A 26,060-nucleotide genomic window follows, 5' to 3' on the forward strand; every position below is an offset into this window, starting at 1 on the left:
GCTAAGAAAAAGAAACCTCTACATTTTGTCGTTCAGCAGCTTCTATTTCAAAAAAATCACGTTTTTTAAAGCTAAAAGCATTTGCTATAATAACCGAGGGAAAAGCTTCACACAGAATATTATAGTCCCTTACTACTGCATTATAATAACGGCGTGCCATCTGAATGTTTTCTTCAATTTCCGACAATGTGTTCTGAAGATTCAGGAAATTTTCATTAGCTTTTAAGTCAGGATAATTTTCGGAAAGTGCGAAAATGCTCTTCAGCGTTTCACTCAGCATATTTTCAGCCTTTGCCTTTTCTTTTACCCCTTCTGCATTCATCGCCATATTTCTTGCTTTTGTAACGTTTTCCAGAGTAGTTTTTTCGTGGGACGCATATCCTTTTACCGTTTCTACAAGATTCGGAATCAAATCATATCTTCTTTTCAGCTGAACATCAATGCCGCTGAAAGACTCATCCGCCTGATTTCTCAAACTGATAAACTTGTTATAATAATAAATAAGTAAAAGGATGACAATTAGAATTAAAACTATTATAATTATTCCGGTTATCATAGTTTATGCTCCATATTAAGTTTTGAAATTTATATTAAATTATTATATCATCAATTTATGAAAGGTAAAAGTATTAAATTTACAATTTTGGGTTCCGGCAGCGCTGTTCCTTTTGAAAACAGGGCATCTGCTTCCTACCTTTTGGAAACAAACGGCGGTAAATTTTTGCTCGATTGCGGTTTCGAATGCGTAGGCAGATTAAGCGCGGCAGGGATTGATTTGGATGAGCTGAGCGGTATATTTATCAGCCATAAACATCCGGATCATTTTATGGGACTTATACATTTGCTTTTTGCTTTGAAATCTCCTTTTTACAACAGACTGAACCCCCTTTATATAACTGGATTTGAAGGAATTGAGGAATATTTTAACAGTTTCAGGAAAATATTGGGGAAATGGGTTGAGCCTGGATTTGATGTCAGATTTTCAGACAAAGATGAGCTTGATATTGCTGACTGTAATTTTCATCTCTTCCCTACAGTACATTCTGAAGAATCTACCGGAGTATATATTATTGTTGATGGTAAAAAAATAGTTTATACTTCAGATACGGAATACTCTGATTCCTATCTGGAGTACCTGCAGGATGCAGAACTGGCGGTTCTTGATTGCGCAGCTTCAACGGAATTTCCGGTTGAAGGGCATATGAACTACAGAGAGGGGCTGGCCATGGCCGAAAAAGCCGGAGTAAAGCGATTGGTGTTCAGCCATTTTTATCCGAACAGTGCGGATTTTGCCCTGAGCAGGCTGGATACCGATGTGGAATTTTATAAAGCAAATGATCTTATGAGTTTATATTTATAAACGGAGGAATTTATGTCAACTTTAAACATTGTGCTCGGAGGGGCAGCGGGTCAAGGTATTAACACCACTGAAGAACTGCTTACCAAAGCGTTAAAACAATCAGGATTTAATATTTTTGCAACCAAGGAATATATGTCCCGTGTCAGAGGCGGCATTAACACAACGACTATAAGCATTTCTTCTTCTCCCGTCAGATCTTACAGAGAAAAAATAGATATTCTGGTTCCTTTTACTAAAGGTGTTGTTGACTGGACAGGCGGCAGACTCTCAGAAGATACGTTAATTCTGGGTGAAAAATATCTCGAACAGGAGATACCGGACGGTTTAACACATGTTATTGTTGAAATAGAAAAACTTGCAAAAGAGCTGGGAAACAAACTTTTTGCAAATACCATTCTGAGCGGTCTTTTATTCGGAATTGTAAAAGCCGATAAGAAAGCTCTTAAGAAAGTAGTGGAAAAAAAGTTTTCCTCAAAAGGTGAAGAGGTGGCCGCTAAGAATGTGCAAGCTGCTGAAAAAGGTTATGAATTAAGTGAGACAATCTGCAAGGAATATGATTTTTCTTTTGAAATAGAAAGAGACAGCTCTGTGTGCGAAGACATAGTAATTAACGGATCGGAAGCTGTTGCCCTGGGGTCTTTAAATGGGGGGTGTAATTTTGTAAGCTTTTATCCCATGTCTCCTTCCACAAATGTAGCGGTGGAATTGGCGAATATGGCTGAGGAGATGGGTATTATAGTTGAGCAGTTTGAGGATGAGATTGCTGCTTCCAATGCTTCCATTGGCGCATGGTTTGGGGGTGGCAGAGGTCTGGTGACCACATCCGGCGGCGGCTTTTCTCTAATGTGTGAGAGTCTGAGTCTGGCCGGTATGTCGGAATCTCCGGTTGTTATACATCTTGCCCAGCGTCCGGGCCCTGCAACCGGACTGCCTACAAGAACTGCACAGGGAGATTTGAATCTGGCGCTTTATGCGGGGCATGGTGATTTTCCCAGAGTGATGTATGCCCCTTCCAATATTGAAGAGGCATATGCACTCAGCACAAAAGCATTCGATACAGCTGATAAGTTCCAGGTTCCTGTTATACTTTTAACGGACGAATACCTGGTGGATATGTATTACAATGTAGGAACACTGGAAGTGAATGATACTGTTGATAAACATATTGTGGAAATGAATAGTGATTACAAACGCTATAAATTGAGCAAAACCGGAATTTCCCCCCGGGGCATCCCTGGATACGGGGAGGGAATAATAATAGCAAACGGTAATGAGCATGACGAATACGGCGATACTACTGAAGAAACAGGGTTGACTACTGCTATGCAGGAAAAACGTATGAAAAAACTGGAAGGGTTAAAAGATGAAGCGTTGGAACCATTTTTTTACGGAAATGAGAATTATTCCGTTTTAATGGTGTCATGGGGCTCAACACGCGATACTGTTAAAAGTCTGGTTGATAAATACGAGGATAAAGGTTTGGCTATGCTTCATTTTTCACAGGTGTATCCTGTTTACGATGCTTCGGATTATTTGAAAAAAGCTGATCAGATTATTGCTGTGGAACAAAATCTTACAGGGCAGTTTGCCGATCTTATCCACAGAGAACTTGATATAAAAATCAGCAAGAGAATTTTAAAATATGACGGCAGACAGATTTCCGAGGAATTTCTGGAGAAAGAACTGTCTGAGAAGGGGGTATTATAATGGCCAAGCAATCTAAGTTATTTGATTCTGACAGACCGAAGTCTCAGGATATATCCTGGTGTCCGGGCTGCGGAAATTTCGGTATAAGAAATGAGCTGATGGATGTCCTGGAAGAGATGCAGTATTCGCCAAAAGAGGTAGCCGTCATCAGCGGAATAGGGCAGGCCGGAAAAATGCCCCACTATTTAGAAGCCAATGGTTTTCATACACTTCACGGCCGTTCTCTCCCCATAGCAACAGCTGCAAAAGCAGTAAATCCAAGATTGGAGGTAATTGCTATAGGAGGAGACGGTGATATGTTCGCAGAAGGAGGCAATCATCTTCTGCACGCCGTAAAGAGAAATCCCAATATTACCGTTATTGTTCATAATAATCAGGTTTACGGACTCACCAAAGGTCAGGGTTCTCCCACATCTTTGCCCGGTATGAAGACCACCACTCAGCCCTGGGGTGTTTACGATGAACCTATGAACAGCATTGCACTTGTTGTTTCCCAGGGGTGTTCTTTTGTTGCCAGAACATTTATGGGTTACAAAGAGGAAACAAAAGAGATTATTAAAAATGCGATTAAGCATGTAGGTTTTTCATATGTTGAAATATTCCAGCCATGTGTCACTTTTAACAAAGTGAATACGTTTATGTGGTATAAAAATAACACCTATTTTATGAAGGACCATAATGTCATGGACAAAGATCAGGCAATGATTAAAGCTTTTGAAAAAGATCCTTATCCGTTGGGCATTTTTTACATTAATAAAGAAAAGCCTTGTTTTGATAATCATCTTCCACCTTATAAAGATAGTGCTGAACCGTTGTACAAAAGAGAGCCTGATTTTAATAAAATCAGTAAAAAAATAGAACTGAAGAGGGGATAGAGCGCAAATAAAGTCTGACTGCTGGTTAGCTTTTTGGTGAGGTAGTGAGATAGGGATGTGGAGAGGGAGACAAGTAGTAATTTGTTGAACAGTATATTTGTGTATTGGTTGATTGGGTACTTAACGCTGAAAGTTGAACCTTGAACATTGAACATTGAACGGTGAACTTTCCCTTAATCCCCTTCTAACTCTTTGATAGGAGGGGAGATAAAGCTCCTCCCCTAATTTAGGGGAGGTTGGGTGGGGTACTTATTCAAAGGTCTTATATTGACTTCGCTTATATTATTAATAAAATAACAGTGTTATGTATGGGGGTGTTAATGTTTAATAAAAAACTAACCGATGTGAATAAAAACTATAAAAGAGCCAACTATTCCAGCGAAGAGATAAAGAAATTTTATAAAGAAGCCGAAAATAATTTAGTTTTTTTTAATAAAATATCACTTGAACTTTTAACATGGGAGAAAAAGTTTGATAAAGTTCTGGATGAATCAGAGGCTCCTTTTTACAAATGGTTCAGCGGCGGGCTTCTCAACCCTTTTTACAATATTTTAACAAAACATCTTCATTCGGCCACAAAAAATAAGGCGGCCATAATCTGGAAAGGCAGCGACCATACCGAAAAAATTTATACCTATCAGTCTTTATATTCTGAAACCATGAAGTTTGCTTCGGCTTTGAAGAAACTGGGTGTTAATAAAGGTGACAAGGTTTTTATTTATATGCCGAATATACCGGAGCTTATTATAAGCATGCTTGCCTGTGTACGCTTGGGTGCTGTTCATGTTGTTTACCATCACAGCTATTCATCAGAGTCCTTTGCGGAAAGGCTGGATGACTGTAAACCGAATTATATTGTTTGCTGCAATGTGAGCTATACCGGTGCAGAGAGGGAAATCAAAAAGAAGGTGGATGCTTCAATCGAGAAAGCTTCCTATAGCCCTAAACACTGTATTGTTGTTCAGCGGAGTGAAAAGAAGGTTCATATGAAACCGTTAAGGGACCTGTGGTATCACGATTTGATAAGTGATGAGGACTTCACAGCAGCCAAGAATCTGGACAGCGTTTATTACGATTCATCCGATCCGTTTTTTATGACATACACATCCACGAACCTAAAAGAGCCGAAAGGACTTGTGTTTAACTGTGCCGGCTATTTACTCTGGGTGTACTTCAGTTATCTGTTGATTTTTGATCCCAATGACCTGGACACTTACTGGAGCACAGCTGATATTTCCTGGATTCCGGGGCACTCTTACGGGGCATACGGCCCCCTTATGGCCGGTCAAAGTATTCTTATTTTTGAAGATACTCTGGATATGAACAATGCTTACCGCTTTTATGACATATGCGAAAAGTTTCAGGTTACAAAATTTTATACCACTCCAACTATCCTAAAATCAATTATGAATGCCGCCCAAAAGAGAAGTATTTACAGGAAACTCAGCAGTATAGAGCTTATAGCCACCGGTGGGGAAAGAACTTCCGATGAGCTACTGGAATGGGTATTTAAAAAGATACTTTTTCAAAAAAAACCGATTGTCAACATTTACTCGCTGACGGAAGCCGGCGGGGCCCTTGCAGCAAATATACCCGGATATTCGGAGATTGATTTTTCCAATGTTTCAAAACCGCTGCCGGGTATAGATGTATTCATCTATGATGAACTGGATGAAAGCAAAATTAACGCTCAGGGCAGTAAAGGTTCACTGATGCTGAGTAAGCTTACGCCGTCTATCTGTAAAAATATCTGCAATGGCAGTGAATTGTACAGAAGTATATACTGGAGGAAAGTAGACAGTGATTTTCTCTTTAAAACAGGAGACGGAGCTGAATTCACTGAAAATTATGAGATAGTCTTAACCGGTAGAATGGATGAGGTTATGCATATAGGGGGTAAAAGGGTAAGTTTTACTGAAATTGAAGCAGCTATAAAGAAACATCCTTTGGTGCTTGATGCTGCAGTTATTAACATTAATGATGAAAAAAGAGGGGATATGCTTGTTGCATTCTGTGTGCTTTCAAGAAAAATTGAGGAAAGCTATTACGATCAGACGGTCAGGGAAATCAGGGAAACAATAATTTCTGAAATCGGGGAGATTGTGTTACCGGCTGAAATTAAATTTACAAGGGCTCTTCCCAAATCTGCCGACGGATCTATATTGAGAGACATGCTTAAGGAGATTGCCACACAGATGTAATATGTTTTGGGAAAGAATGAGATGATTGGTATATTGGTGTATTGGTTGAGTGGTGTATTGGTTGAGTTGTTGAGTGATATAGTGCCAAAGTAACTAATTATAAAACATTGAACGTTGAACTTTGAACGTCCCGCGTCACGGTTTTATTTAGGAGGGTATCAAAAAATTCTTTACATTTAAAATCAAATGCTCTATAATTTTAAACAACGTTTGATTATTGAGATACTGTGTTTTTGATTATAAACGTTTATTAACCGGAGGTCAATATTAATGAAAATCAAAGTTAGTGAAGTAATGACTACAAAGGTCATAACGGCTAATGAGAACGAAAGTATCAGGCAGGTAACACTGAAATTAAGAAAGAAAAGTATAACAGGTCTGCCGGTTTTGAATAAAGACGGGGAGGTTGTGGGAGTTTTTAGTGAATCCGATGTTTTAAATCAATTACCGGACATATTAAATGATGCTGATAAAATCCCTCTTGTTGATGTACAGGAGCTGACAAATCCACCAGTAAAAAACATTATGGGCAAACCGCCTATAACTGTAACCCCGGAGCATAACTTAAAGGATGTGGCAAAAATATTCCTGGAAAATTATATTCATAGGATACCGGTTGTTGAAAACGGCAAATTGGTTGGAATCGTTTCTCTCGGGGATTTACTTAAGGCTTTGACTGAAAACGGAGGCTGATATGAAAGAATTTCTGGCTGTACTGCAAAAAACTGTTAAACCTCAGACCAGCCCTGTAGCGGTTAAACTGTTTAAAGAAACTCATTTTGACGGTAAAGCAAAAGTGAAAAATAAAAAAATAAATATCTGCCAGCAGATTGCATACTCCCGTTACTACAACTGGCCTACATATATTACTGCGGAGGATAGTTACTGTGTTCTCGGTGCTTCATGCTGCGGACTTATTGAAACCCCGGAAAGGGTGCTGAACGGCGAAGTTAATTGCAATGTTTATCAGAAGGATATTCATGCTGCATCTAATATGCAGCGACTTATGCCGAGGATTGACGAAAATATTCAGGGTGTTTTGACATATTCACTTGAAAGACCTGTGGAGAATATTCAGCCGGATGTCATTGTTATGTATGTAAATTCGGCTCAGGCGATGAGGTTTGTCCAGGCATTTCTTTATGATAAAGGCGGTGAATTTGTGATGAAATCCTCAGGGGATGCCGGTGTATGTTCCAGAGGTGTGGCTGAAGTGTACAAATACAGAAAACCCGTTTTAGAGATTCCATGTCTTGGCGACAGGCGTTTTGCAATGGCTCAGGACTTTGAAATTGTTGTGGGTTTTCCTTTTGAAATGATGGATGAGGTTGCAGAAGGTCTGCTGAATACACATAAAGCAGGCATTAGGTATCCAATTCCTTTTGATATGGTGGAGAGCTGCAGCCTTCCGGATGATTATACGACAAAAGAAAGCGACCTCTGACGAGCCGGCGTTTTTCAATAAATAACTAAGAATAAATCAAGTTTCGCACTTCGTTTTGTCTAGCATTCGCTTTTAGCGAATATATAGAATGTTAAACATATTTACCAGTCTAAAAGACTGGTGCTATCCATAGGCATCCTTGCGAAACCCTGTGGAAACAGGGTTGTGGCAATCTCAAAACAAGAAAAATAGAGAGATTGCTTCGTCGTTTTCACTCCCTGCCCTGTTAAATGCCACAGGCAATCAGCGAAGCTGATATTTAACAGGGTGAACAAAGACGTGAAAACAGTGTAAGTGCGAAACTTGAATAACAATAAATATTTATTTCCACTTTCAATAAGTTTGAACCTTGAACCTTATTGTTACAGCACTTCCCGGATTATTCAAAATAATTCAAAGCTTTACTCCTCTTCCTCTTCCGGTCTCATATGAGGAAAGAGTATTACTTCTCTAATGGATTTGCTGTTAGTTAAAAGCATGACAAGACGGTCTATCCCCAAACCTTCACCTGCAGTTGGCGGCAATCCGTATTCCAGTGCTCTCAGAAAATCTTTGTCCATAAGATGAGCCTCTTCATCCCCGGCATCTTTTGCTTCCACCTGCTTTTCAAAACGCTCTTTCTGATCTATCGGATCGTTGAGCTCATTAAATCCGTTGGCCATTTCAAAGCCGCCTATAAACAGTTCAAATCTCTCAGTGACATCGGGATTGTCAGCTTTTGATTTAGATAAGGGAGAAACTTCTTTAGGGTAATCAATTATAAAAGTGGGCTGAAAAAGTTTATCTTCGACAAGTTCTTCAAATATTTCCAGAACAATTTTCCCTCTGCCCCATGATTTGTCGACTTTTATATTATGATTTTCTGCAATCTTTTTAACACTTTCATAGTCTTTCAAATCGCTTTGGGGTATGTTTGCGAATTTTTCAATGGATTCTTCAAGGGTCAGTTTCGGCCATGGTTTTTGCAGATTTATCTCTTTACCGTCGTATTCAATTGAATTTTTCCCCAGTATTTTTGTTGTCACTGATACTATCAAATTTTCAGTCAATGCCATCATATCGTAATAGTCGGCATAAGCCATATACCACTCTATCATTGTGAACTCAGGGTTATGCTTTGTGGAGATCCCCTCATTCCTGAAATTTCTGTTTATTTCGTAAACTTTCTCCATCCCCCCGATAACCAGTCTTTTCAGGTACAATTCGGGCGCTATTCTCAGATACAGCTGCATATCAAGGGCATTATGGTGAGTAATGAATGGCTTTGCAGTTGCTCCGCCTGCCAAAGGCTGCATCATGGGGGTTTCAACCTCGAGAAAATCTCTATCATTGAAGAAATCTCTTATCCCTTTAATTATTCTGCTGCGCGTTATAAAAATATCTTTCACATGCTCATTGACAATCAAGTCTGTATAACGCTGTCTGTACCGCTTTTCCACGTCTTTCAGACCGTGCCATTTTTCCGGTAGATCTCTCAGTGCCTTTGTCAGCATTCTGTAGCTTTCAGTAAACAGTGTTAATTCGCCGGTTTTTGTTTTAAAGAGAAAACCGGACATTCCGGCAAAATCGCCCACATCGGTGGATTTGAAAACTTCGTACTCTTCTTCGGTTATTTCACCCTTCTTTAGATATATCTGAAAGGAGGTGCTTCTGTCTTTAATTGTAATAAAGGCCGCTTTTCCGAATTCTCTTATGGACATCACTCTGCCGGCTACAGTAAATCTGTATTTGTTTTCCATCAGTTGAGATTTTTGTACTCCTTCATACTTTTCCTTGATTTCTGCAAGCGAAAAAGGGACTTTAAATGAATTTACGTACGGTAAAATATCAGAATTTTTTAAATGCTGCAGTTTTTTGTATCTGTGTTCATCCATCTGTTTCTCTCCTGAGTATTTATATATTATTGACAATTATATTCTATTGATAATATTGTTAGGGTAATGTTATACATAAAACCATATGTGTTTACAATATAAAATCTTCACCCGTCAATATGGAGAGTACTATGAAAGTCGGTGTTATTTCAGATTCCCATGATAATGTCAAGAATCTTTCATTTGCAGTTGAATATTTCAATCGTAACGGTGCAGATTATGTTATTCATTGCGGAGATATAGTGTCACCGTTTGCCGCTGAGTATTTAAACAAACTCCGGATGCCGTATTTCGGGATTTTTGGCAACAACGACGGTGAATGGTTAGGTCTGGCTAAAATTACCGGCGGAAAAATAGTAAAGGGACCTCTTGTGAAGGAAATAGGCGGCTGCAGGTTTGCTGTGTTTCATGAGCCATCTGTTATAGATTACATAAGCAGTGATGTCTCCTATGTTTTATACGGGCATACTCACAGTAAAGATTTAACAAAACGGGATAAACAGACGATAATAAATCCAGGCACGCTGGGAGGATATATGGCTGATAGTGCTTCTTTTGCCGTTATTTATACAGATAACGGCAAAACGGATTTTATTGACTTGTAGCACTATTGAGCCATGCATCAATTGCAGCAGCATCAGTTATGCTGAAAATATTCTCTTAAGGTTGTTTTATATTGAATAGATGCATAAGTTTTGCTATATCATGGTTGTGTTCAACAAAATTGTATTCAACAACACGGAGGAAACCGAATGTTATTCAATAAAATTTTTGATTATTTTTCAAACGATCTGGCCATAGATCTGGGTACTGCCAATACATTAATATATGTGAAAGGCAAGGGAATTATCTGCAGTGAACCTTCAGTGGTGGCTATTAACAATGATACAAAAGATATACTTGCAGTGGGAAGCGAAGCGAAAAATATGCTGGGAAGAACTCCTGCCAATATTGTTGCGATAAGGCCTATGAAGGACGGTGTGATAGCCAATTTTGAAGTGACGGAAAAAATGCTCAGGTACTTTATTACGAAAGTTCATAACAGAAAGTCCCTGGTTCGTCCCAGAATTGTTATTTGCGTACCTTCAGGTGTAACACAGGTTGAAAAAAGAGCGGTAAAAGATTCAGCCATACAGGCCGGAGCCAGAGAAGTTTATCTTATAGAGGAGCCTATGGCTGCAGCCATTGGTGCAGGGCTGCCTATTCAGGAACCGTCGGGAAATATGGTTGTTGATATCGGCGGTGGTACTACTGAGGTTGCTGTCATTTCCCTGTCCGGTATTGTATATACAAATTCCGTGAGAGTGGGCGGAGACGAAATGGATGAGGCTATCGTCAATTATATCAAAAGAAAATACAATCTTCTTATCGGTACCTGGACAGCTGAGAAAATAAAAATGGAAATTGGTTCTGCATATCCCGGCGAAGAGGAAATGAGTATAGAAATAAAAGGCAGATCACTGGTGGAAGGTATACCGAAAACCATAGAGATAACAGACAGTGAAATAAGAGAAGCTCTGGAAGAAGCAGTAAACAAAATTGTTGAGGCAGTAAAAGTTGCACTTGAAAAAACCCCTCCTGAATTGGCGGCTGATATAGTTGACAGGGGAATTGTGGCCACCGGAGGCGGAGCACTGCTGAAGGGGCTTGATAAAAGGCTGGCTGAAGGAACAGGTCTTCCTATTATAGTATCCGATGATCCTCTGACAGCAGTTGCGCTCGGAGCCGGCAAGGTGCTTGATGAAATTGATTTGCTTAAGAAAGTTTCCGTAGTTTGATGATTTTTAGAAGAAAATTTATAGCAGTTGTTATACTTTTAATTCTAATCATTCTTCTTCAGACGAGAGTTCCTGAATCCCAAAAAGTGTTCAGGGGAATTTTCGGTAATATACTGAATCCTGTTCTTTATTATACAGAGATGACAACGAGTTATATTTCCAATATTTACGATGATTACATAAACCTTGTTGGTGTAAAGAAAAACAATGAAGAGCTCAGAGAAAAGATTCGGCAACTTAAACTTGAAAACAGTATTTTAAGTGAAAAATTAACTGAATATAATCGATTAAAAAAATTACTGAACTTTAAAAAAGCTTATGATTTCCGGACAATAGCTTGCAATGTGATAGGACGTAATATAGAAGGCTTTTTAAAATACATCATAATAGATGCCGGAAGTACGGACGGTGTGGAAATTAATGATGCGGTTGTCAGCTATGAGGGGCTTGTGGGCAAGGTTGTGGAGGTTTACCGCAGCTCTGCGAGGGTGAATGTTATTCTGAATGTGAACAGTTATGTCAGCGTTATGAACTTTAATACAAGAACAGTCGGAATTCTCAGTGGCGATGGGCAAGGTAAATTGGTGGTTGATTTTTACGACAAACTGGATGAAGTCTCAAAAGGAGACCTTTTTATTACCTCGGGACTTGGAGGACTTTATCCTAAAGGTATACCGGTGGGTAACGCTGTAAAAAACACGGAATCTGTGAACGGTATTTTTCAGAAGATATTTGTGGAGCAAAAGGTAAATTTTTATAAACTTGAAAACGTATTAGTAGTAAAAGATGAAGAATAAAAGGTACATCAAAATCACAGTGGCTTTGATTGTCTGTTATGTTCTGTTTATGATTTTTGACGGGGTGCTCAATTACATAAATTACCCTTTTTTAATATATTTTGCCTTGGAACATGAAGTGGATAGTGAAAATCTGATTCCGCATGCATTTTTACTTGGTATGTTTAACGATTTTATAACATTCGGAATTTTCGGTATTTCTGTTTTGAGCATAATTTTATTTTACTTTACAAAAAGACTGCTTATTACGCTTTTTGATTATAACAACCTGCTGATTAAACTGCTGTATTCATTTCTGAGTTATACTATCTTTGTAGTTATCGCTTTTTCTTTTACCGATTATTCATTTGCTAACGATAGTAACTTACTTCTGATTCCTCTGGTTGTTAACTCATCACTGTATTTTGTTTTGCTTTCATTAAAGGATTTCGGTTATGCTTTTTCGCTTTCTTGAAGAAAATGTTATTGCCAAATATAAAAAACGCAGTTTCTTGCTGTTTGCAGCTACTTTCTTTTTAATTTTGCTCCTTTTTTTAAGACTTTATTATCTTCAGGTGGTTGTGCATGACAAATATAAGCGGCTTTCGGAAGATAACCGTATCAGAATATTAAGAATTAAGGCTCCCCGGGGGTTTATAAAGGATAGAGATGGTGAAATTTTGGTTAAGAATGCCCCCAGTTACAATCTCAGTGTTATCAGAGAGGATACCAGGAATCTGGACAGGCTGTTTGATAAGTTAAAAAATGTTGTGAATATAAACGTTGAAGAGGCTAAAGAGAAGATTTTGAAAGGATACTACTATGACCCGGTTACCATCTTCAGGGGTCTAACTTTCAAACAAGTATCTTACCTTTATGAAAATTTGAAAAATTATCCAGGAATCAGAATAGATATGGAGGCCGTAAGAAATTACAAAGACGGTTTTGCATACAGTAATTTGGTTGGATACATGGGGGAAGTTAACGATAGTGAGTTGAAAAAGTATAATGGGTACAGACCTGGTGATTTAATAGGAAAGACCGGTTTGGAGAAGGAATACGAAGAAAGACTTAAAGGGGTTAACGGTGCCAAACAGGTTGAGGTTAACAGTTTTGGTCAGGTTGTTAAAGTTTTGAAAACGAAACATGCAAAACCGGGTGCAAATGTTGTGCTCAGCATGGATTATGACCTTCAGAAGTTTGGAATGGAACTTTTGAAGGGAAAAAAAGGAGCAATAGTTGTTCTTAATATTTACAACAATAAGGTTTTGCTTATGGCGACAAACCCATCTTATGACTTGAACAAGTTTGTTCCTTTTATAAAAAGTGATTATTGGAAAGCTATAACAAATGATCAGGACAAACCCATGTTAAACAGAGCTATTGAAGGCTCTTATCCACCGGGTTCTGTCTTTAAAATTTTAATGGCTGCAACCGCCTTGACGGAAAATGAAATTACCCCTGATACTACTTTTGAGTGTAACGGAGTGTTCTATTACGGCAGTTATGATTATAAGTGCTGGAAAGAATCCGGCCATGGCGAAGTGGATTTAAAAAAATCAATAGTGGAGTCTTGTGATATATATTATTATAACCTTGGGCTTAAGCTCGGTATCGACACTATCAGCAGATATGCACATAACTTTTCTTTAGGTAGAAAAACAGGTATCGATTTGCCTAATGAAAAATCAGGCATATTTCCTGATAGAAACTGGAAAGAGAAGGCGTTTGATCAGCCTTGGTATCCTGGAGAAACAATAATTACCTCAATCGGGCAGGGGTATACCAATGTCACTCCTTTGCAGATGGCAGTTATGCTGAGCGGTATTTTCAACGGCGGGATGATTTATCAGCCCGGTTTAGTAAAAGGTTTTGAAACCGCTGACGGATTCGAGACTAAACCGGTTAAAATTAACAATAGAATAGATATCGATAACTCAACAAGGAATTTTCTCCTGAATGCTATGTATAATGCCGTATACGGATTACACGGTACAGCTTACCGCGCCAGGGTTAGTGAAATTAAAATCGGTGGAAAAACGGGAACAGCACAGGTGGTAAGCCTGAAAAAATTTGAACAGTATGAAGAAGGAGAAGTCCCGGAAAAATACAGGGATCACTCATGGTTCGGCGGCGTTTTCCCTGTTGAGGAGCCACGCTATGTTATAGTTTCGCTGATTGAACACGGAGGCTCCGGAGGACACAGCGCGGCATCAATTTCAGGGGCGGTAATAAATAAGATGGTGAGTATGGGTTATGTTTCAGATTGATAAACGGCATGTTGTAAATTTTGACTATATACTTTTTTTTCAAACGGTCTTGTTACTGTTTCTCGGCATTATGGCTATATACAGTGCATCATACAATCTCCAGCTTCAACAGTCGGGAGATTATTATATAAAACAGATAACCTGGAGTGTTATTGGTATTGCTCTTTTTCTTGGTTTCTCATTTATAAGTTACAAACGATTAATATCCTGGACAGCTGTAATTTATACCTTGGGTGTGATATCTTTGGTTTATGTTTTGATTTTTGGTGATGTGAGCATGGGAGCAAAGCGATGGATTGATATAGGAGGTTTCAGTTTACAGCCTTCTGAGTTTTTTAAAGTTGCATGGGTTATAACTTTGGGAAGGGTTTTTAAGGATATCGGAATGAAAAATTTCTCTTTTTTCCCTATACTGAAAAAATTTATTCCTGCCGTCCCGCCATTGCTGCTGATTTTTTTGCAACCTGACCTGGGCACAGCCGTTATATTTTTAGCAGTCTGGGGGATTGTTCTTTTGTACAGAGGGATTACAAAATATACATTTTTTGCCGTATTGACAATTTTATTGGTTAGTATCCCCGTGATATGGGCAAATATGCATGATTATCAAAGACAGAGGGTTGTTACATTTCTTAATCCGGAAGCAGATCCTTTCGGGGCGGGTTATCATGTTATTCAATCCAAAATTGCTGTCGGCTCGGGCGGACTTACCGGCAAAGGGTATCTTCAGGGTACACAGTCCCATTTGAAATTTTTACCGGAAAAGCATACGGATTTTATCTTTTCGGTGATTGGCGAAGAATTCGGCCTGGTGGGTGCTGCTGTTATTTTATTGTGTTTTTTAAGTCTGCTTGCCCGAATTTTGTTCATTTCCGCATATTCAAAAGAGCCCACAGCAAAAATTATGTGTGTGGCAGTTTTTGCCTTTATTTTTTTTCAGTTTTTTGTTAATGCCTCAATGGTTGTCGGAATGATGCCTGTTGTGGGAATACCTATGCCTTTCATAAGCTATGGCGGTTCATCTCTTGTTACCTTCATGTCTATGCTTGGTATTGTCAATTCCATAGCTATGCGCAGATACGACAGACCGGCAGATTTTTAAACGGAGTGTTTGTGTTATGAATTTCCACGATTTTCTTCAGGTGTCTAAGCCTCCGAGATATTTGGGAAGTGAAATAAATTCCTATAAAAAAGAGTATTCTGACAAGCTGAGGGTGTGTCTTTCCTTCCCGGACAACTACGAGGTCGGGATGTCACATCTGGGTATAAAGATTTTATATGAGAATCTAAACCTATCTTCCCAGATTTATGCGGAGCGTTTCTTTATGCCCTGGCCTGATGCAATTGATAAAATGGGCGGAGATATTTTTGTTTCGCTTGAGTCAAAAACCCCTCTGCAGAAGTTTGATATTTTAGGCTTCAGTGTCCAGTACGAATTATCTTATTCCAATATTTTGTCCATACTTCTTAATTCCGGTATTCCGGCAGAGAGCAGTCTCAGAAGTGATTCTCCGGTCATTGTTGCCGGCGGCCCTTGTGTTTATAACCCCAAGCCTTTGGAAAAATTTATAGATGTATTTTTTATAGGCGAGATGGACCATGTTTTCACAGATATTTGTGAAGAATACGCCGGGAAAAAATTTGCCGGACGCAGAGAGCGTCTTGAGTTTTTTGATTCATATGATTTCACTTATGTCCCTTCTGTGAATTCGGAAAAACATGTTGTGAAAAAAGTTTATACAGATTTTAAAAATGATATTACGGTAAATGCTCCGGTTGTACCTTTGATTCCGGCTGTACAGGACAGGGTTGTTTCGGAAATATCCAGGGGGTGCAGCAGGGGATGCAGATTCTGCCAGGCCGGCATGATTTACAGACCTGTCAGAGAGAGAAATGTTGATGATATTGTGAACAATATTCTCAATCAGCTTAAAAATACAGGATATGAAACGGCCTCACTTCTTTCTTTATCCGCCGCAGATTATTCATGTCTGGAGGATTTGCTGGTGAGATTATCGTCTATTGTTAAAAATTCGCACACCTCCATTTCACTTCCTTCCCTTAGAGCTGATAAAATCAAAGATTATATATTCAGGGAACTTTCCCGTGTCAGAAAATCGGGATTTACCATTGCACCGGAAGCGGGAAGCGAAAGAATGAGAAGAATTATAAACAAGAATCTTTCTGAGGATGAAATTATATCATCCGTTAAAGTAGCGGCTGACAACGGATGGAAAACAGCTAAACTGTATTTTATGATAGGCCTGCCGTTTGAAACAGAAGAGGATGTTTTGGGGATAGCCGCTCTCGTTAAAAAAATAAAGGAGAATGTTAAAGGCAAAGGCGGCTTTGATGTTAGTGTGTCGGTTTCCAATTTTGTTCCGAAACCGTTTACTCCTTTCCAGTGGTGGCCCCAAAACAGTATTGAAGAATTGACTTATAAACAGAACATTTTAAAATCGGAATTCAGAAAGATGAAGATAAAGTTTAGTTTTCACGATATTCAACAGAGTGTTATGGAAGCTGCTATCTCCAAAGGTGATGAGTCCATTGGTAATATACTGTTGGATGCTGTAAAGTCAGGGGCTATGTTCGACGGATGGAGTGAGCATTTTGACTATAATAAATGGCTGAATGCTTTTAAAAATTACGATTCTGCTCCTGAGCAATATTCAATGAAAATTCTGCAAACCGAAGATGAACTTCCGTGGGATTTTATAGATATAGGAGTTAAGAAGGAATTCCTCGTTTCAGAATTTGAAAAGTCGAAAAAGGAAGTAATGACAAAAGATTGCAGAGTAGGCAGTACAAGTATCTGTGTAGGGTGCGGCGTTTGTGATTTCGATTTTCTCAGGAATGAATTTGCATCACCGGGCAAAAAATCTTTTAATGTAAATGAGTTTAACAGTGTGTCTGATATTGATCAAAAATATTTTAGTTATATTATTGATTTTGAGAAGAAAGATTCCGCTGTTCTATTTTCAGCTATTGAAACGTGCAGGGCATTCGCACATGTATTTAAAATGTGTGATGTTGATATGTCTTATTCGCAGGGGTACAATCCTCAACCCCGGATAAGTTATATTTATCCTCTCTCAGTGGGTATGGAAGGTTATAATGAAAAGCTTATTATAAAGGCTTATGTTAAAGACAAAAATTTGTTGTTAAACCAGCTTAACAAAAAGTTACCTTCCGGATTCAGGATGAAGGGTATCCGGCAGTTTGAGAATAAAATGAGCGATGAAATGATTGCAGCTTATTCTCTGAATTTTGAAGCTTATATGCAGCTTATCGGGGCTTTTTATGAAAATAAAGCACTCTATAAAAAGATTACTAAACGCGGCAGAGAAAAAATAATTGACCTTAAAGAGTATTTTGTTAAAAAAGATGATGAAAATTGTATGATTTATGTTAAGATAAACGATAGAGGAAGTTTTAATTTCCTTGAATTTTTCAGGCAAATTAATTATATTGATTCCAAAGTAACAGTTGTTAGGCAAAATATTTTTTTTACTGAGGAGCTGCAAAATGCATAAAGAAGAAGCTCTTGATATGCTTAAGAAGTCTGGGTACAAAGTTACAAAACCGCGGGAGTGGATAGTGGAAGCTCTTGAGGGGAACACTTCTCACCCTTCAGCGATGGAAATTTTTGACCAGCTGAGGAAAAACGATAAAAGTTTTTCTTTTGCCACCGTTTATAATACGCTGGATACTCTTGTAAAGGCCGGTGTTGTCAAGCAGGTGACTGTTGATCCGCAATGCAGCAGATACGATCCGGATATGTCATCTCACGGTCATTTCTATTGCAGAAAATGCGGCAGTGTTAAAGATGTTTTTGATGTGAGCCTTGATATGGGATCCACCTCTCTGCAGGATGAAATCGAAGGTTACGAACTTAATTTGTTCGGTGTCTGCCGGGAATGCAGTACTGAAGCCAATTAATTCATTAGACTTGCCTTCTGTATCACGTCCCTCTGAAAGAATATTTTGGGAGCATATATACTCTCAATATACGCGTGCTGAATTTATAGGTACAGATCCCATTATTTTTCCCTCCAGAATTGACGGAAATAAGGAATACATAAGTCTTGTTTCTTCTCTTTTTGCTTACGGGAGAGTTAACGCCATTCAGGATTTTCTGAAAAAGTTTTTTTACAGGTACGGAAATGACCCTTTTGAGACTGATAATTCTGAGGCAAAGCTATACTATCGCTTTCAAACGGCCGAGGATATCCGGCTGTTGGTTACACTGATAAAAAGAATTTATTTGCAATACGGCAGCGTTCAGAATTTTTTCGTAAATTTATCAGATAGTCTTGAGAAGGCCCTGGAAGGATTTCTTGATTATGCCAGAGGGTTCGGCGCCGAGAATAATGCCGGGAGAGGATATTTTTTCCTTTTTCCCAAATACGGCAAATCAGGCTTGAAAAGATTAAGAATGTTTTTAAGGTGGATGGTTCGCAAAGATGATGTGGATTTTGGTCTTTGGGGGGCTTACAAAACAGGAGAACTGCTTTACCCCCCTGACACACATATATTAAGATTTGCAAAAAATTTTGGTATTATTTCTTCTGAGGCTAACAGCCACCGAAATGCCCGTTTAATAACGGATTACTTCAAAACTATAGATAAGCGTGATCCGGTTAAATATGATTTTGCCATTACCAGACTTGGTATGTTGAACTCGTGTAAATTTAAGAGATCTGTCAGCTGTGAAGTGTGCGGCTTGAAAAATGGGTGCCTTTTTAATTGACAAATATTCATAAAACTATATATTAGTTTTCACAAAAAAAGGAGGTTGCAATGTCGTTAGTATTCACTGAAGAGAATTTTCAAAAGGAAGTATTGGAAAGCGATATTCCTGTTGTAGTGGATTTCTGGGCTGTATGGTGCGGACCTTGTAAAATGCTGGCTCCTACACTTGATCAGGTTTCTGCCGAATTTGAAGGGAAGGCAAAAGTAGGCAAGGTCAATGTTGATGAAAATCAGCAGCTTGCTGCACAGTATGGCATTATGAGTATACCCACGGTTATGATATTCAAAGACGGCAAAGTTGTTGAGCAGTTTATAGGCGTGCAACCAAAAGGCGTCTATGTTGATGCCCTGCAAAAACATCTGTAAGTAAAAGAGGTACGACGGATGCCGATTTTTGAGTATAAATGCCAAGGTTGTGGACAGGAATTCAGCAAGCTTGTATTTAAACTTTCAGAAGAGATAAAGTGCCCGGAATGCGGGGCTACTGATGTGAAAAAGAAGATTTCAGCTTTTTCATCCTCTTCCGAAAATTCTTCAAGCGGCTCATCCTGTGGCGCAGGTTCGGGATTTACCTGAGCTTAAGAAAATTATCTGCCAGGCTGGCGGGTTAATTTAATAGTAAACGTTTAATAAACCCCCGTAACATAAAGCGGGGGTTTATTATGATTTAAGCAATGTTTCTTTAATTTCTTTACCAGGCTTAAAATATGGAACTTTCTTCGGCGGAACTTTAACCTGTTCTCCGGTTTTGGGGTTTCTTCCGATTTTTGATTTTTTGTCCCTGACTTTAAAGCTGCCGAATCCTCTTATTTCGACTTTATCACCGTTGCCCAAGGCATCCTTTATGTTGCTGAATACATTGTTAACAATGTACTCAATATTCTTTTTTGTCAGATTGGGGTTCTCGGCAACAATTTTTTCGATAAGTTGAGATTTGGTCATAAAAACCTCCCTGTAGATTCTTAAAACATAAAAATATTTTTACTTTTAAACTCAAAAATATTATAACTTACTATCTTTTAATAGTAAAGTTAATTTAACGGATTTAGGAATATTATGAATAACTTTTTATCCAAACTTGTGAAATCAAGTTCCGGCGTGCTTACTAGCAGGATTCTCGGCTTGGTTCGGGATGTTGCAATTGCCGCTTTTTTCGGTTCATCAAAATTTACGGATGCTTTTTTTATGGCTTATGCTATACCGAACCTCTTTCGTGCTCTGTTTGCAGAGGGGGCTCTTTCTTCTGCTTTTGTTCCGATAATGAGTGATAAGATGCATAGAAGCCCTGATAATGCATACAAATATTTAACCGATCTTATATTGGTGCTTACGTTTTTTACTTTGAGTATTACCGCAGTTTTTATAATATTTTCCGATTATGCAGTTCTGCTGTTTATACCCGGTTATCTGAATGATCCTGAAGTAATTGCTGCTGCATCACATATGCTCAGGATTGTGATGCCTTATCTTGTCATCGTGAGTATATGCGGGCTGCTTTCCGGGTATCTGCATGTGATAGGCAGTTATTATATTCCGTTATCCTCAACTGCAGTTTTGAATGTTTCTATGATTGTATCGGCTTTTCTGGGAGGGTATTTCGGCGGCAGCGTGACTTATCTGGCATGGGGTGCATTGATCGGGGGAGTTTTACAGCTGATTTATATACTCATTTACTCTCTCATCAAAGGTTTTCGTATAAACCGAAAAAACCGCATAGACAAAATGGTGAAGAAAACTTTCAAGTTGATAATTCCGTCAATAGGCGGTGTTGGCATAAATCAGCTTAATTTTACCATTGGAAGAATAATTGCCTCTTTTCTTTCAACGGGCAGTATTTCATATCTGTACTATGCAAGCAGGCTTTTTCAGTTTCCACTCGGTGTTTTTTCGATAGCGTTCAGTACCGTTTCACTTTCGGAAATCAGCAATTCCTACAGCAGAAATGACCTTAACAATGTTAATAAACTTATAGACAAATCTGTGCTGGCTATAATTATGGTTATTGTACCTGCATCGCTGGGAATGTTTTTCCTTTCAAATGAAATTTGCAGTCTTATTTTCGAGTACAAAATCTTTTCGTCAAAAGATACATTTGCCACGGCATCTGCTTTGCGAATGTATACGATTGGACTTATCTGCTATTCTTTTGTAAATTTGTTCACAAGGGTTTACCACTCTGTTAAAGACACGCTTACTCCTGTTAAATTTGCTTTTGTAAGTTTTCTTGCCAATATAGCTTTTATTCTGATATTTATAAATTTTATGGGGCACTCCGGTATAGCTTTGGCATCCAGTATCAGCGCGGGTATTAATGCAGTTTTGCTCTATACAGGTATTAAATATTATACTTTCAGTATAAAAAAATACAAAAGAACTGTTCTGAAAATTTTCACATCAAGTCTTCTCATGCTGATTTTCCTTTTATCCTTGAAGAATGCGGGCATCCATGTTTTAATTATCATCGGATTGAGTGTTTGCGTGTATTTTCTCAGTCTTTATATGTTTCGAGTGTCTATCCGGCAGGTGTTGAAATGATTTGTTGTGTCCAGCGTGTTGACAGTGCAGCGGTTAATATCAATGCAGAAGAGGAAAGGAATATAGGCAGAGGACTGCTGATTTTTATTGGAGTGGAAAAATCAGATGGAGAAAATTCCTGCTCATGGCTGGCTGATAAAGCTTGCGGACTGAGAATTTTTGAAGATGATAACGGCAAAATGAGTAACTCTGTTCAGGATATTGGCGGAGAGATTATGGTTATAAGTCAGTTTACTCTTTCTGCTTCCTGTAAGAAAGGGAAGCGGCCGGATTTTTCAAATGCAATGGAGCCGGAAAGTGCGAAGATGTATTATGAAAAATTTGTAAATGAGTGCAAAAAAATTATGGGCAGTGGAAAGGTAAAAACAGGGGAATTCGGTGCCTATATGAAAATTTCCCTTGTTAATGACGGACCGGTTACAATATTATTGAATCATAAATAAACTGTTGCTGCGGAGGGGGTTTATGGATATTAATGTTATACAGGTTGGGCCTTTAATGGTGAACTGCTATATAATTCACGATTCACAAAATTGTATAATAATTGATCCGGGTGATGAGCCCGATAAAATAATAAATTATATCAAAAATTCGGGACTTATGCCTCTGTGTATTTTCAACACCCACGGCCACTTTGATCATATAGGTGCTGTAAAGAGGTTAAAAGAGGAATTTGGAATTAAATTTTATATTCATGAGTCGGACGTTTTTCTGGTGAAAGAAAGTGCTAGCCACGGTGCTTTCTTCGGTGTTATGGGGGTGGAAAGCCCTGAAATTGATGAATATGTTAAAGATGGGGATTTGTTTGATTTTGACGGGTTGTCCTTCAAAGTTATACATACCCCGGGGCATTCTCCAGGCGGTGTTTGTTATTATTTTGATAGGGAGAAAGCAGTATTTTCAGGAGATACGCTTTTTGAGCTTTCCATCGGTCGTACCGATTTTCCTTACGGGGATATGGATATGCTTATTAGCTCTATTAAAAATAAATTGTTTTCTTTGGGAGACGATGTAACAGTATATCCGGGACACGGTGAAAAAACAAACATCAGAAAAGAAAGAGAAAATAATATGTTTCTTAAATAAAAAAAGGGTGCTGAAAGCACCCCTTTTAATTTAGTTGACTTCTACAACTTCAACGTTAAATGTCAGTTTTCTTCCTGCTAATGGATGATTAAAGTCAATTTTCACATTATCATCGTTAAGCTCTTTAACAAGTCCTCTGAAATTCTGCTCGTTTTCGTCAGTAAGGTCAATATACATGCCTTCCTGAATATTTTCGTCAAGGTTAATATTTTGTCTTGGAATATCTGTTATGGCATCTTCCTGAATTTCGCCGAAAGCCTGCTCAGGAGTCAGCTCAACAGATTTTTCTTCACCTTCTTTCATTCCCACCAGCTCTTTCTCCAAATCCGGCAGAAGCTGTTTCTCTCCAAGCTGCACAGTAAGAGGTTCTTCCTCTTTGGTTGAATCAACCACTGTTCCGTCTTCGATAGTTACCGTGTAATGAAAGGTAACTTTTGAATTGTTTCCTGCTTCCATCTTACACCTCTTTATTTGATTGCTGTTTCGAACGTTCCCACAATTGATAAAAACCTTTATCAAAGACAGGATTAATGTGAACACAGCTAAATTATACACCCTTTTCAGGGCGTTGGTCACTAAACTAACACCTGATTTATAAAAATCAATAGCGAATTTAAAATTAAAATGTTGAATTAAGACCTTTGAATAACTCAGGAAGCGCGGCTTTAGCCGGGCAAGCGTTCTTTTGAAATTCAGTATTCACAGGCCTGCGGGACTAAAGTAATGTATCCCACTAGCATCGGTCGAAGACCGATTAGCAGCTATGTAAATAGCTAAATTGAATGTTTGACAACATATTTACCAGTCTAAAAGTCTGGTGTTAGACGAAGTCAATCAATTTGTGATACACAATATATTTACCAGCCTCCGGCTGGTGCTACCCACTTCCTAAAACATGGAAAACAAATTATTCAAAGTTCTTAAATTGTGATTTCTAAGCTTTTGAAATAATAATTCTGAATTATCAGCCTTTATACGCTTTCTTTCCTGAGACGGTTGGATAAAATATGAGCAATTCTGGTGGGTTCCGGTATTCTGTAACCCCGGGCACATTTCAAAATTATATTTATACTGTCCTGAGTGTCAATCAAATTACCCGGGGATATGAAGACAGGGTTTACATTGTTTTTAGTTCTGACTACGGCACCTACTTCTTTATGTTTGTAATGCATGATGCTGAAGCTGCCTTTAATCAAGCCGGGTTCTTGATATTCCCCTACAAGTCTGTTCTTGGCGCAGCCAATAGAAACTTTGTTGAAAACAACACCGAAATGGGAAGCAAGCCCCAGAAAACGCGGATGAGCTATGCCCTGTGAATCCAGTATATAAATATCAGGCTCATAACTGAGCTTCTGCATTGTTTTGTAAATGATTGGAAGTTCCCTGAAGGAAAGCAGGCCGGGGATATATGGCAGTTTGATCTTTTGGGTATGAAATGCTTTCTGAATGAGATGCATGTCACTGTTTAAAACTGCTATGCAGCAAAATCCCATTCCCGTCTTCCGCTCAAATGAAACATCAATTCCAGCTACAAGTTTTGGTTTTGTATTTTCCAGTGGACAAATTTTTACTTTTTCTGCTAATTTTATTTGCAGTTTTCTTAAATGTGAGTACATATAGTAAATCTATAGTTTTATTCTTTGCAAAAAGAAAGTAAAAATGATTATTCGAGAGTTTTGGATAATTTTGGAAGCAGGGCTTCAGCCCCGCAGGTGTAAGGTGACTCTGTTTGAAAACAAAATGTACCCCCTCTGCATCTCCCCCTAATATGGGGGGAGAAGAAAGTCCCGGTCACTTATTCAAAACTCTCATAATGTATTGAGGTGGTAAAATGAAAATAGGTTTAAGTCTGGGGAGCGGAGCAGCAAGGGGCCTTTCACATATCGGACTGCTTAAAGCTTTTGAGGAGGAAGAAATCGTTCCTTACGCAATAAGCGGAAGCAGTATGGGGGCACTTATAGGGGGTGCCTATGCGGCCGGATATGATATGGCTACTCTGGATAAAAAAATCAGGAACCTTGACTGGAAAATATTTACAGAATTCTTCGATATAAAAATATCCAGAAACGGTATTGTGGATGGGAAAAAGATTGAAAAATTTATATACGAATTCACAGGGGATATAGATATTTCAATGCTCGAGGTGAAGTTTTCATGCGTTGCCACAGATGTGCTCACAGGCCGTGAAGTGGTTTTTAATTCCGGCAGTCTGATCAAAGCTATCAGAGCAAGTATTTCGTTTCCGGGCATTTTTGTCCCTCAGTATTATGAAGATCATTTTTTGATAGACGGCGGGATCAGAAATCCTGTTCCTGTTGATCTTTTGCCTGGGGAATGCGATATAAAATTTGCTGTGGATGTCGGGCCTTTTGTGGAAAAAGAGAAATTTGTGACAAAGATAAAAAACGGAACAAAAAAAAGAGATGAAAAGAAAAAGGAGAAATTCTCTTTTTCTCTCAACAATATAATAAAAGATATTTTATCCAGGAACGGTGATGATGAAGAAGTGGTTTATCCCAATATATTTGAAACACTTATCCAGACCGTGGCAATCATGCAGAATTCTGTTTTTGAGAGTAAATTAAAAGCAAACAGTGATTGCCAAATTATTAGGCCTCAGTTAAATAAATTCAAGCTGACGGATTTTACAAGTGCAGCAGAGATTATTGATATCGGCTATGAGGAAGGTAAAAGAATGATAAAGGAGTATATTTATGAAAATTGAATCCAGGGAAAAAAGAGTTGCCTATGCCGGAATGATTGTAGCACTCATGGCAGTGAGTGCATTTATGAAGATTCCTCTTCCCACTGTTCCAATAACTTTTCAACCCTTGGTTGTTATGCTTGTGCCCATGGTATTCGGGGTTTCTGTGTCTTTTATCGGCATGTTTTTATATTTGCTGCTCGGACTTATCGGGCTGCCAATCTTCGCCCACGGCGGAGGGATAGCATATGTGCTTAACCCCACTTTCGGCTATCTGGTGGGTTTTGTGGTTTCTTCTGTAGTAATAGGCTATATATCTGACAAGGCAGAAAATATCAAAGGTTTTATCAGCGGCGGTTTACTGGGCCTTATTATAATTTATTTTCTTGGGGTTTGCTATCTTTTTATAAATATCAACTATATTCAGGACAAGCCAATGTCAATGATGACAGCATTAAAAATTGGTTTTTTTATACCAATATGGCTGGATTTGGTGAAACTGGTTGTTGCAGCTTTTATTGCCGGGAAGGTGAGGAAGATAATAAAGTGAGGTTAGTTAGTGAGGGAGTGAAATTGGACTTTCCACCTTTTTCTACACAAAAAGTTAAGCACATTGCTCCATTTCTTTATAATATAGTTCCAGTTTCTCTCTCGGAGTATTGTATTCAATAGCTGAATGAGTCCTTTTTGAGTTA

27 protein-coding genes are annotated in these 26,060 nt (G+C 38.5%); 22 read left to right on the forward strand and 5 right to left on the reverse strand.

Annotation, left to right across the window (positions count from 1 at the left end; all coding sequences use genetic code 11):
* Position 1: 1 nt before the first annotated feature.
* On the reverse strand, positions 2–556 hold the full coding sequence (locus UMU13_RS09475) for a LemA family protein (protein ID WP_328218668.1): 555 nt from the start codon (positions 554–556) through the stop codon (positions 2–4).
* 57 nt (positions 557–613) lie between these two features.
* On the opposite strand from UMU13_RS09475, the gene UMU13_RS09480 reads away from it, so the two are divergent.
* The 6 genes from UMU13_RS09480 (at position 614) to UMU13_RS09505 (ending at position 7,587) form a co-directional block, all read left to right on the forward strand.
* A complete protein-coding gene (locus UMU13_RS09480; RefSeq protein WP_328218669.1) occupies positions 614–1,360 on the forward strand; it encodes an MBL fold metallo-hydrolase in 747 nt (248 codons plus the stop codon).
* Positions 1,361–1,372: 12 nt separating this feature from the next.
* Entirely contained in the window at positions 1,373–3,067 is a 1,695-nt protein-coding gene (locus UMU13_RS09485) for a 2-oxoacid:acceptor oxidoreductase subunit alpha (RefSeq protein ID WP_328218671.1), read from the forward strand.
* Positions 3,067–3,942: a thiamine pyrophosphate-dependent enzyme gene (locus UMU13_RS09490; protein WP_328218672.1), complete on the forward strand. Its 876-nt coding sequence runs from the start codon at positions 3,067–3,069 to the stop codon at positions 3,940–3,942. Before UMU13_RS09485 ends, UMU13_RS09490 begins: the two co-directional genes overlap by 1 nt.
* Positions 3,943–4,262: 320 nt before the next feature.
* Positions 4,263–6,143 carry an AMP-binding protein gene (locus UMU13_RS09495; RefSeq protein ID WP_328218673.1) on the forward strand — a complete coding sequence of 627 codons (1,881 nt, stop codon included), beginning with the start codon at positions 4,263–4,265 and terminating at the stop codon, positions 6,141–6,143.
* A gap of 270 nt (positions 6,144–6,413) precedes the next feature.
* Positions 6,414–6,836 carry a CBS domain-containing protein gene (locus UMU13_RS09500; RefSeq protein ID WP_328218674.1) on the forward strand — a complete coding sequence of 141 codons (423 nt, stop codon included), beginning with the start codon at positions 6,414–6,416 and terminating at the stop codon, positions 6,834–6,836.
* Between the two features lies 1 nt (position 6,837).
* Positions 6,838–7,587 (forward strand): DUF169 domain-containing protein, encoded by a 750-nt coding sequence (locus tag UMU13_RS09505; protein ID WP_328218675.1) that lies wholly within the window; start codon positions 6,838–6,840, stop codon positions 7,585–7,587.
* Between the two features lie 401 nt (positions 7,588–7,988).
* Here the strand turns inward: UMU13_RS09505 and lysS are convergent, their stop codons facing one another.
* Complete coding sequence (gene lysS / locus UMU13_RS09510; RefSeq protein WP_328218676.1) at positions 7,989–9,461, reverse strand: lysine--tRNA ligase; 1,473 nt, start codon at positions 9,459–9,461, stop codon at positions 7,989–7,991.
* Positions 9,462–9,592: 131 nt separating this feature from the next.
* On the opposite strand from lysS, the gene UMU13_RS09515 reads away from it, so the two are divergent.
* From UMU13_RS09515 to UMU13_RS09565, 11 genes are all read left to right on the forward strand, one after another.
* Positions 9,593–10,066 carry a metallophosphoesterase gene (locus UMU13_RS09515; protein ID WP_328218677.1) on the forward strand — a complete coding sequence of 158 codons (474 nt, stop codon included), beginning with the start codon at positions 9,593–9,595 and terminating at the stop codon, positions 10,064–10,066.
* A 147-nt stretch (positions 10,067–10,213) separates the two neighbouring features.
* The gene (locus UMU13_RS09520; protein ID WP_013886044.1) at positions 10,214–11,239 is read left to right on the forward strand and encodes a rod shape-determining protein; all 1,026 of its coding nucleotides are present in this window, start codon (positions 10,214–10,216) and stop codon (positions 11,237–11,239) included.
* A complete protein-coding gene (gene mreC / locus UMU13_RS09525) occupies positions 11,239–12,036 on the forward strand; it encodes a rod shape-determining protein MreC (protein ID WP_328218678.1) in 798 nt (265 codons plus the stop codon). The genes UMU13_RS09520 and mreC overlap by 1 nt, the downstream gene beginning before the upstream one ends.
* Positions 12,026–12,490, forward strand: a complete 465-nt coding sequence (locus UMU13_RS09530; protein ID WP_328218679.1) for a hypothetical protein — start codon at positions 12,026–12,028, stop codon at positions 12,488–12,490. Before mreC ends, UMU13_RS09530 begins: the two co-directional genes overlap by 11 nt.
* Positions 12,471–14,285, forward strand: a complete 1,815-nt coding sequence (mrdA, locus tag UMU13_RS09535; RefSeq protein ID WP_328218681.1) for a penicillin-binding protein 2 — start codon at positions 12,471–12,473, stop codon at positions 14,283–14,285. Before UMU13_RS09530 ends, mrdA begins: the two co-directional genes overlap by 20 nt.
* Positions 14,272–15,387 (forward strand): rod shape-determining protein RodA, encoded by a 1,116-nt coding sequence (gene rodA, locus UMU13_RS09540; protein ID WP_328218683.1) that lies wholly within the window; start codon positions 14,272–14,274, stop codon positions 15,385–15,387. The genes mrdA and rodA overlap by 14 nt, the downstream gene beginning before the upstream one ends.
* A gap of 16 nt (positions 15,388–15,403) precedes the next feature.
* Positions 15,404–17,821 (forward strand): TIGR03960 family B12-binding radical SAM protein, encoded by a 2,418-nt coding sequence (locus UMU13_RS09545; protein ID WP_328218685.1) that lies wholly within the window; start codon positions 15,404–15,406, stop codon positions 17,819–17,821.
* Positions 17,814–18,227, forward strand: coding sequence for a Fur family transcriptional regulator (locus UMU13_RS09550; protein ID WP_328218686.1), 414 nt, complete (start codon positions 17,814–17,816; stop codon positions 18,225–18,227). Before UMU13_RS09545 ends, UMU13_RS09550 begins: the two co-directional genes overlap by 8 nt.
* Entirely contained in the window at positions 18,193–19,038 is an 846-nt protein-coding gene (locus UMU13_RS09555; RefSeq protein ID WP_328218688.1) for a TIGR02757 family protein, read from the forward strand. Before UMU13_RS09550 ends, UMU13_RS09555 begins: the two co-directional genes overlap by 35 nt.
* 50 nt (positions 19,039–19,088) lie before the next feature.
* Entirely contained in the window at positions 19,089–19,406 is a 318-nt protein-coding gene (gene trxA, locus UMU13_RS09560) for a thioredoxin (RefSeq protein WP_013886052.1), read from the forward strand.
* 18 nt (positions 19,407–19,424) lie between these two features.
* A complete protein-coding gene (locus UMU13_RS09565; protein WP_328218689.1) occupies positions 19,425–19,616 on the forward strand; it encodes an FmdB family zinc ribbon protein in 192 nt (63 codons plus the stop codon).
* 84 nt (positions 19,617–19,700) lie between these two features.
* On the opposite strand, the gene UMU13_RS09570 is transcribed toward UMU13_RS09565, so the two are convergent.
* Complete coding sequence (locus UMU13_RS09570) at positions 19,701–19,982, reverse strand: integration host factor subunit beta (RefSeq protein WP_328218691.1); 282 nt, start codon at positions 19,980–19,982, stop codon at positions 19,701–19,703.
* 114 nt (positions 19,983–20,096) lie between these two features.
* Here UMU13_RS09570 and murJ point away from each other — a divergent pair, with 114 nt between their 5' ends.
* Genes murJ through UMU13_RS09585 form a run of 3 tightly spaced genes read left to right on the forward strand, consistent with a single transcriptional unit; the run spans position 20,097 to position 22,661 of the window.
* Complete coding sequence (murJ, locus tag UMU13_RS09575) at positions 20,097–21,575, forward strand: murein biosynthesis integral membrane protein MurJ (protein ID WP_328218693.1); 1,479 nt, start codon at positions 20,097–20,099, stop codon at positions 21,573–21,575.
* Complete coding sequence (dtd, locus tag UMU13_RS09580) at positions 21,572–22,018, forward strand: D-aminoacyl-tRNA deacylase (RefSeq protein WP_328218694.1); 447 nt, start codon at positions 21,572–21,574, stop codon at positions 22,016–22,018. The genes murJ and dtd overlap by 4 nt, the downstream gene beginning before the upstream one ends.
* 22 nt (positions 22,019–22,040) lie before the next feature.
* A complete protein-coding gene (locus UMU13_RS09585) occupies positions 22,041–22,661 on the forward strand; it encodes an MBL fold metallo-hydrolase (RefSeq protein ID WP_328218696.1) in 621 nt (206 codons plus the stop codon).
* Between the two features lie 30 nt (positions 22,662–22,691).
* On the opposite strand, the gene UMU13_RS09590 is transcribed toward UMU13_RS09585, so the two are convergent.
* On the reverse strand, positions 22,692–23,117 hold the full coding sequence (locus tag UMU13_RS09590; protein ID WP_273266319.1) for an FKBP-type peptidyl-prolyl cis-trans isomerase: 426 nt from the start codon (positions 23,115–23,117) through the stop codon (positions 22,692–22,694).
* Positions 23,118–23,632: 515 nt separating this feature from the next.
* Positions 23,633–24,277, reverse strand: a complete 645-nt coding sequence (locus tag UMU13_RS09595; protein ID WP_328218698.1) for an endonuclease V — start codon at positions 24,275–24,277, stop codon at positions 23,633–23,635.
* Between the two features lie 215 nt (positions 24,278–24,492).
* Here UMU13_RS09595 and UMU13_RS09600 point away from each other — a divergent pair, with 215 nt between their 5' ends.
* On the forward strand, positions 24,493–25,386 hold the full coding sequence (locus tag UMU13_RS09600) for a patatin-like phospholipase family protein (RefSeq protein WP_328218700.1): 894 nt from the start codon (positions 24,493–24,495) through the stop codon (positions 25,384–25,386).
* Complete coding sequence (locus tag UMU13_RS09605) at positions 25,376–25,915, forward strand: biotin transporter BioY (RefSeq protein ID WP_328218701.1); 540 nt, start codon at positions 25,376–25,378, stop codon at positions 25,913–25,915. Before UMU13_RS09600 ends, UMU13_RS09605 begins: the two co-directional genes overlap by 11 nt.
* Positions 25,916–26,060 lie beyond the last annotated feature (145 nt).

This window comes from Flexistipes sp. (assembly GCF_036172515.1).
Lineage (GTDB): Bacteria > Chrysiogenota > Deferribacteres > Deferribacterales > Flexistipitaceae > Flexistipes.

Coding starts and splice junctions, on each gene's coding strand:
- UMU13_RS09475 (WP_328218668.1), bottom strand. CDS start 556: ATGATAACCGGAATAATTATAATAGTTTTAATTCTAATTGTCATCCTT.
- UMU13_RS09480 (WP_328218669.1), top strand. CDS start 614: ATGAAAGGTAAAAGTATTAAATTTACAATTTTGGGTTCCGGCAGCGCT.
- UMU13_RS09485 (WP_328218671.1), top strand. CDS start 1,373: ATGTCAACTTTAAACATTGTGCTCGGAGGGGCAGCGGGTCAAGGTATT.
- UMU13_RS09490 (WP_328218672.1), top strand. CDS start 3,067: ATGGCCAAGCAATCTAAGTTATTTGATTCTGACAGACCGAAGTCTCAG.
- UMU13_RS09495 (WP_328218673.1), top strand. CDS start 4,263: ATGTTTAATAAAAAACTAACCGATGTGAATAAAAACTATAAAAGAGCC.
- UMU13_RS09500 (WP_328218674.1), top strand. CDS start 6,414: ATGAAAATCAAAGTTAGTGAAGTAATGACTACAAAGGTCATAACGGCT.
- UMU13_RS09505 (WP_328218675.1), top strand. CDS start 6,838: ATGAAAGAATTTCTGGCTGTACTGCAAAAAACTGTTAAACCTCAGACC.
- lysS (WP_328218676.1), bottom strand. CDS start 9,461: ATGGATGAACACAGATACAAAAAACTGCAGCATTTAAAAAATTCTGAT.
- UMU13_RS09515 (WP_328218677.1), top strand. CDS start 9,593: ATGAAAGTCGGTGTTATTTCAGATTCCCATGATAATGTCAAGAATCTT.
- UMU13_RS09520 (WP_013886044.1), top strand. CDS start 10,214: ATGTTATTCAATAAAATTTTTGATTATTTTTCAAACGATCTGGCCATA.
- mreC (WP_328218678.1), top strand. CDS start 11,239: ATGATTTTTAGAAGAAAATTTATAGCAGTTGTTATACTTTTAATTCTA.
- UMU13_RS09530 (WP_328218679.1), top strand. CDS start 12,026: ATGAAGAATAAAAGGTACATCAAAATCACAGTGGCTTTGATTGTCTGT.
- mrdA (WP_328218681.1), top strand. CDS start 12,471: ATGCTTTTTCGCTTTCTTGAAGAAAATGTTATTGCCAAATATAAAAAA.
- rodA (WP_328218683.1), top strand. CDS start 14,272: ATGTTTCAGATTGATAAACGGCATGTTGTAAATTTTGACTATATACTT.
- UMU13_RS09545 (WP_328218685.1), top strand. CDS start 15,404: ATGAATTTCCACGATTTTCTTCAGGTGTCTAAGCCTCCGAGATATTTG.
- UMU13_RS09550 (WP_328218686.1), top strand. CDS start 17,814: ATGCATAAAGAAGAAGCTCTTGATATGCTTAAGAAGTCTGGGTACAAA.
- trxA (WP_013886052.1), top strand. CDS start 19,089: ATGTCGTTAGTATTCACTGAAGAGAATTTTCAAAAGGAAGTATTGGAA.
- UMU13_RS09565 (WP_328218689.1), top strand. CDS start 19,425: ATGCCGATTTTTGAGTATAAATGCCAAGGTTGTGGACAGGAATTCAGC.
- UMU13_RS09570 (WP_328218691.1), bottom strand. CDS start 19,982: ATGACCAAATCTCAACTTATCGAAAAAATTGTTGCCGAGAACCCCAAT.
- murJ (WP_328218693.1), top strand. CDS start 20,097: ATGAATAACTTTTTATCCAAACTTGTGAAATCAAGTTCCGGCGTGCTT.
- dtd (WP_328218694.1), top strand. CDS start 21,572: ATGATTTGTTGTGTCCAGCGTGTTGACAGTGCAGCGGTTAATATCAAT.
- UMU13_RS09585 (WP_328218696.1), top strand. CDS start 22,041: ATGGATATTAATGTTATACAGGTTGGGCCTTTAATGGTGAACTGCTAT.
- UMU13_RS09590 (WP_273266319.1), bottom strand. CDS start 23,117: ATGGAAGCAGGAAACAATTCAAAAGTTACCTTTCATTACACGGTAACT.
- UMU13_RS09595 (WP_328218698.1), bottom strand. CDS start 24,277: ATGTACTCACATTTAAGAAAACTGCAAATAAAATTAGCAGAAAAAGTA.
- UMU13_RS09600 (WP_328218700.1), top strand. CDS start 24,493: ATGAAAATAGGTTTAAGTCTGGGGAGCGGAGCAGCAAGGGGCCTTTCA.
- UMU13_RS09605 (WP_328218701.1), top strand. CDS start 25,376: ATGAAAATTGAATCCAGGGAAAAAAGAGTTGCCTATGCCGGAATGATT.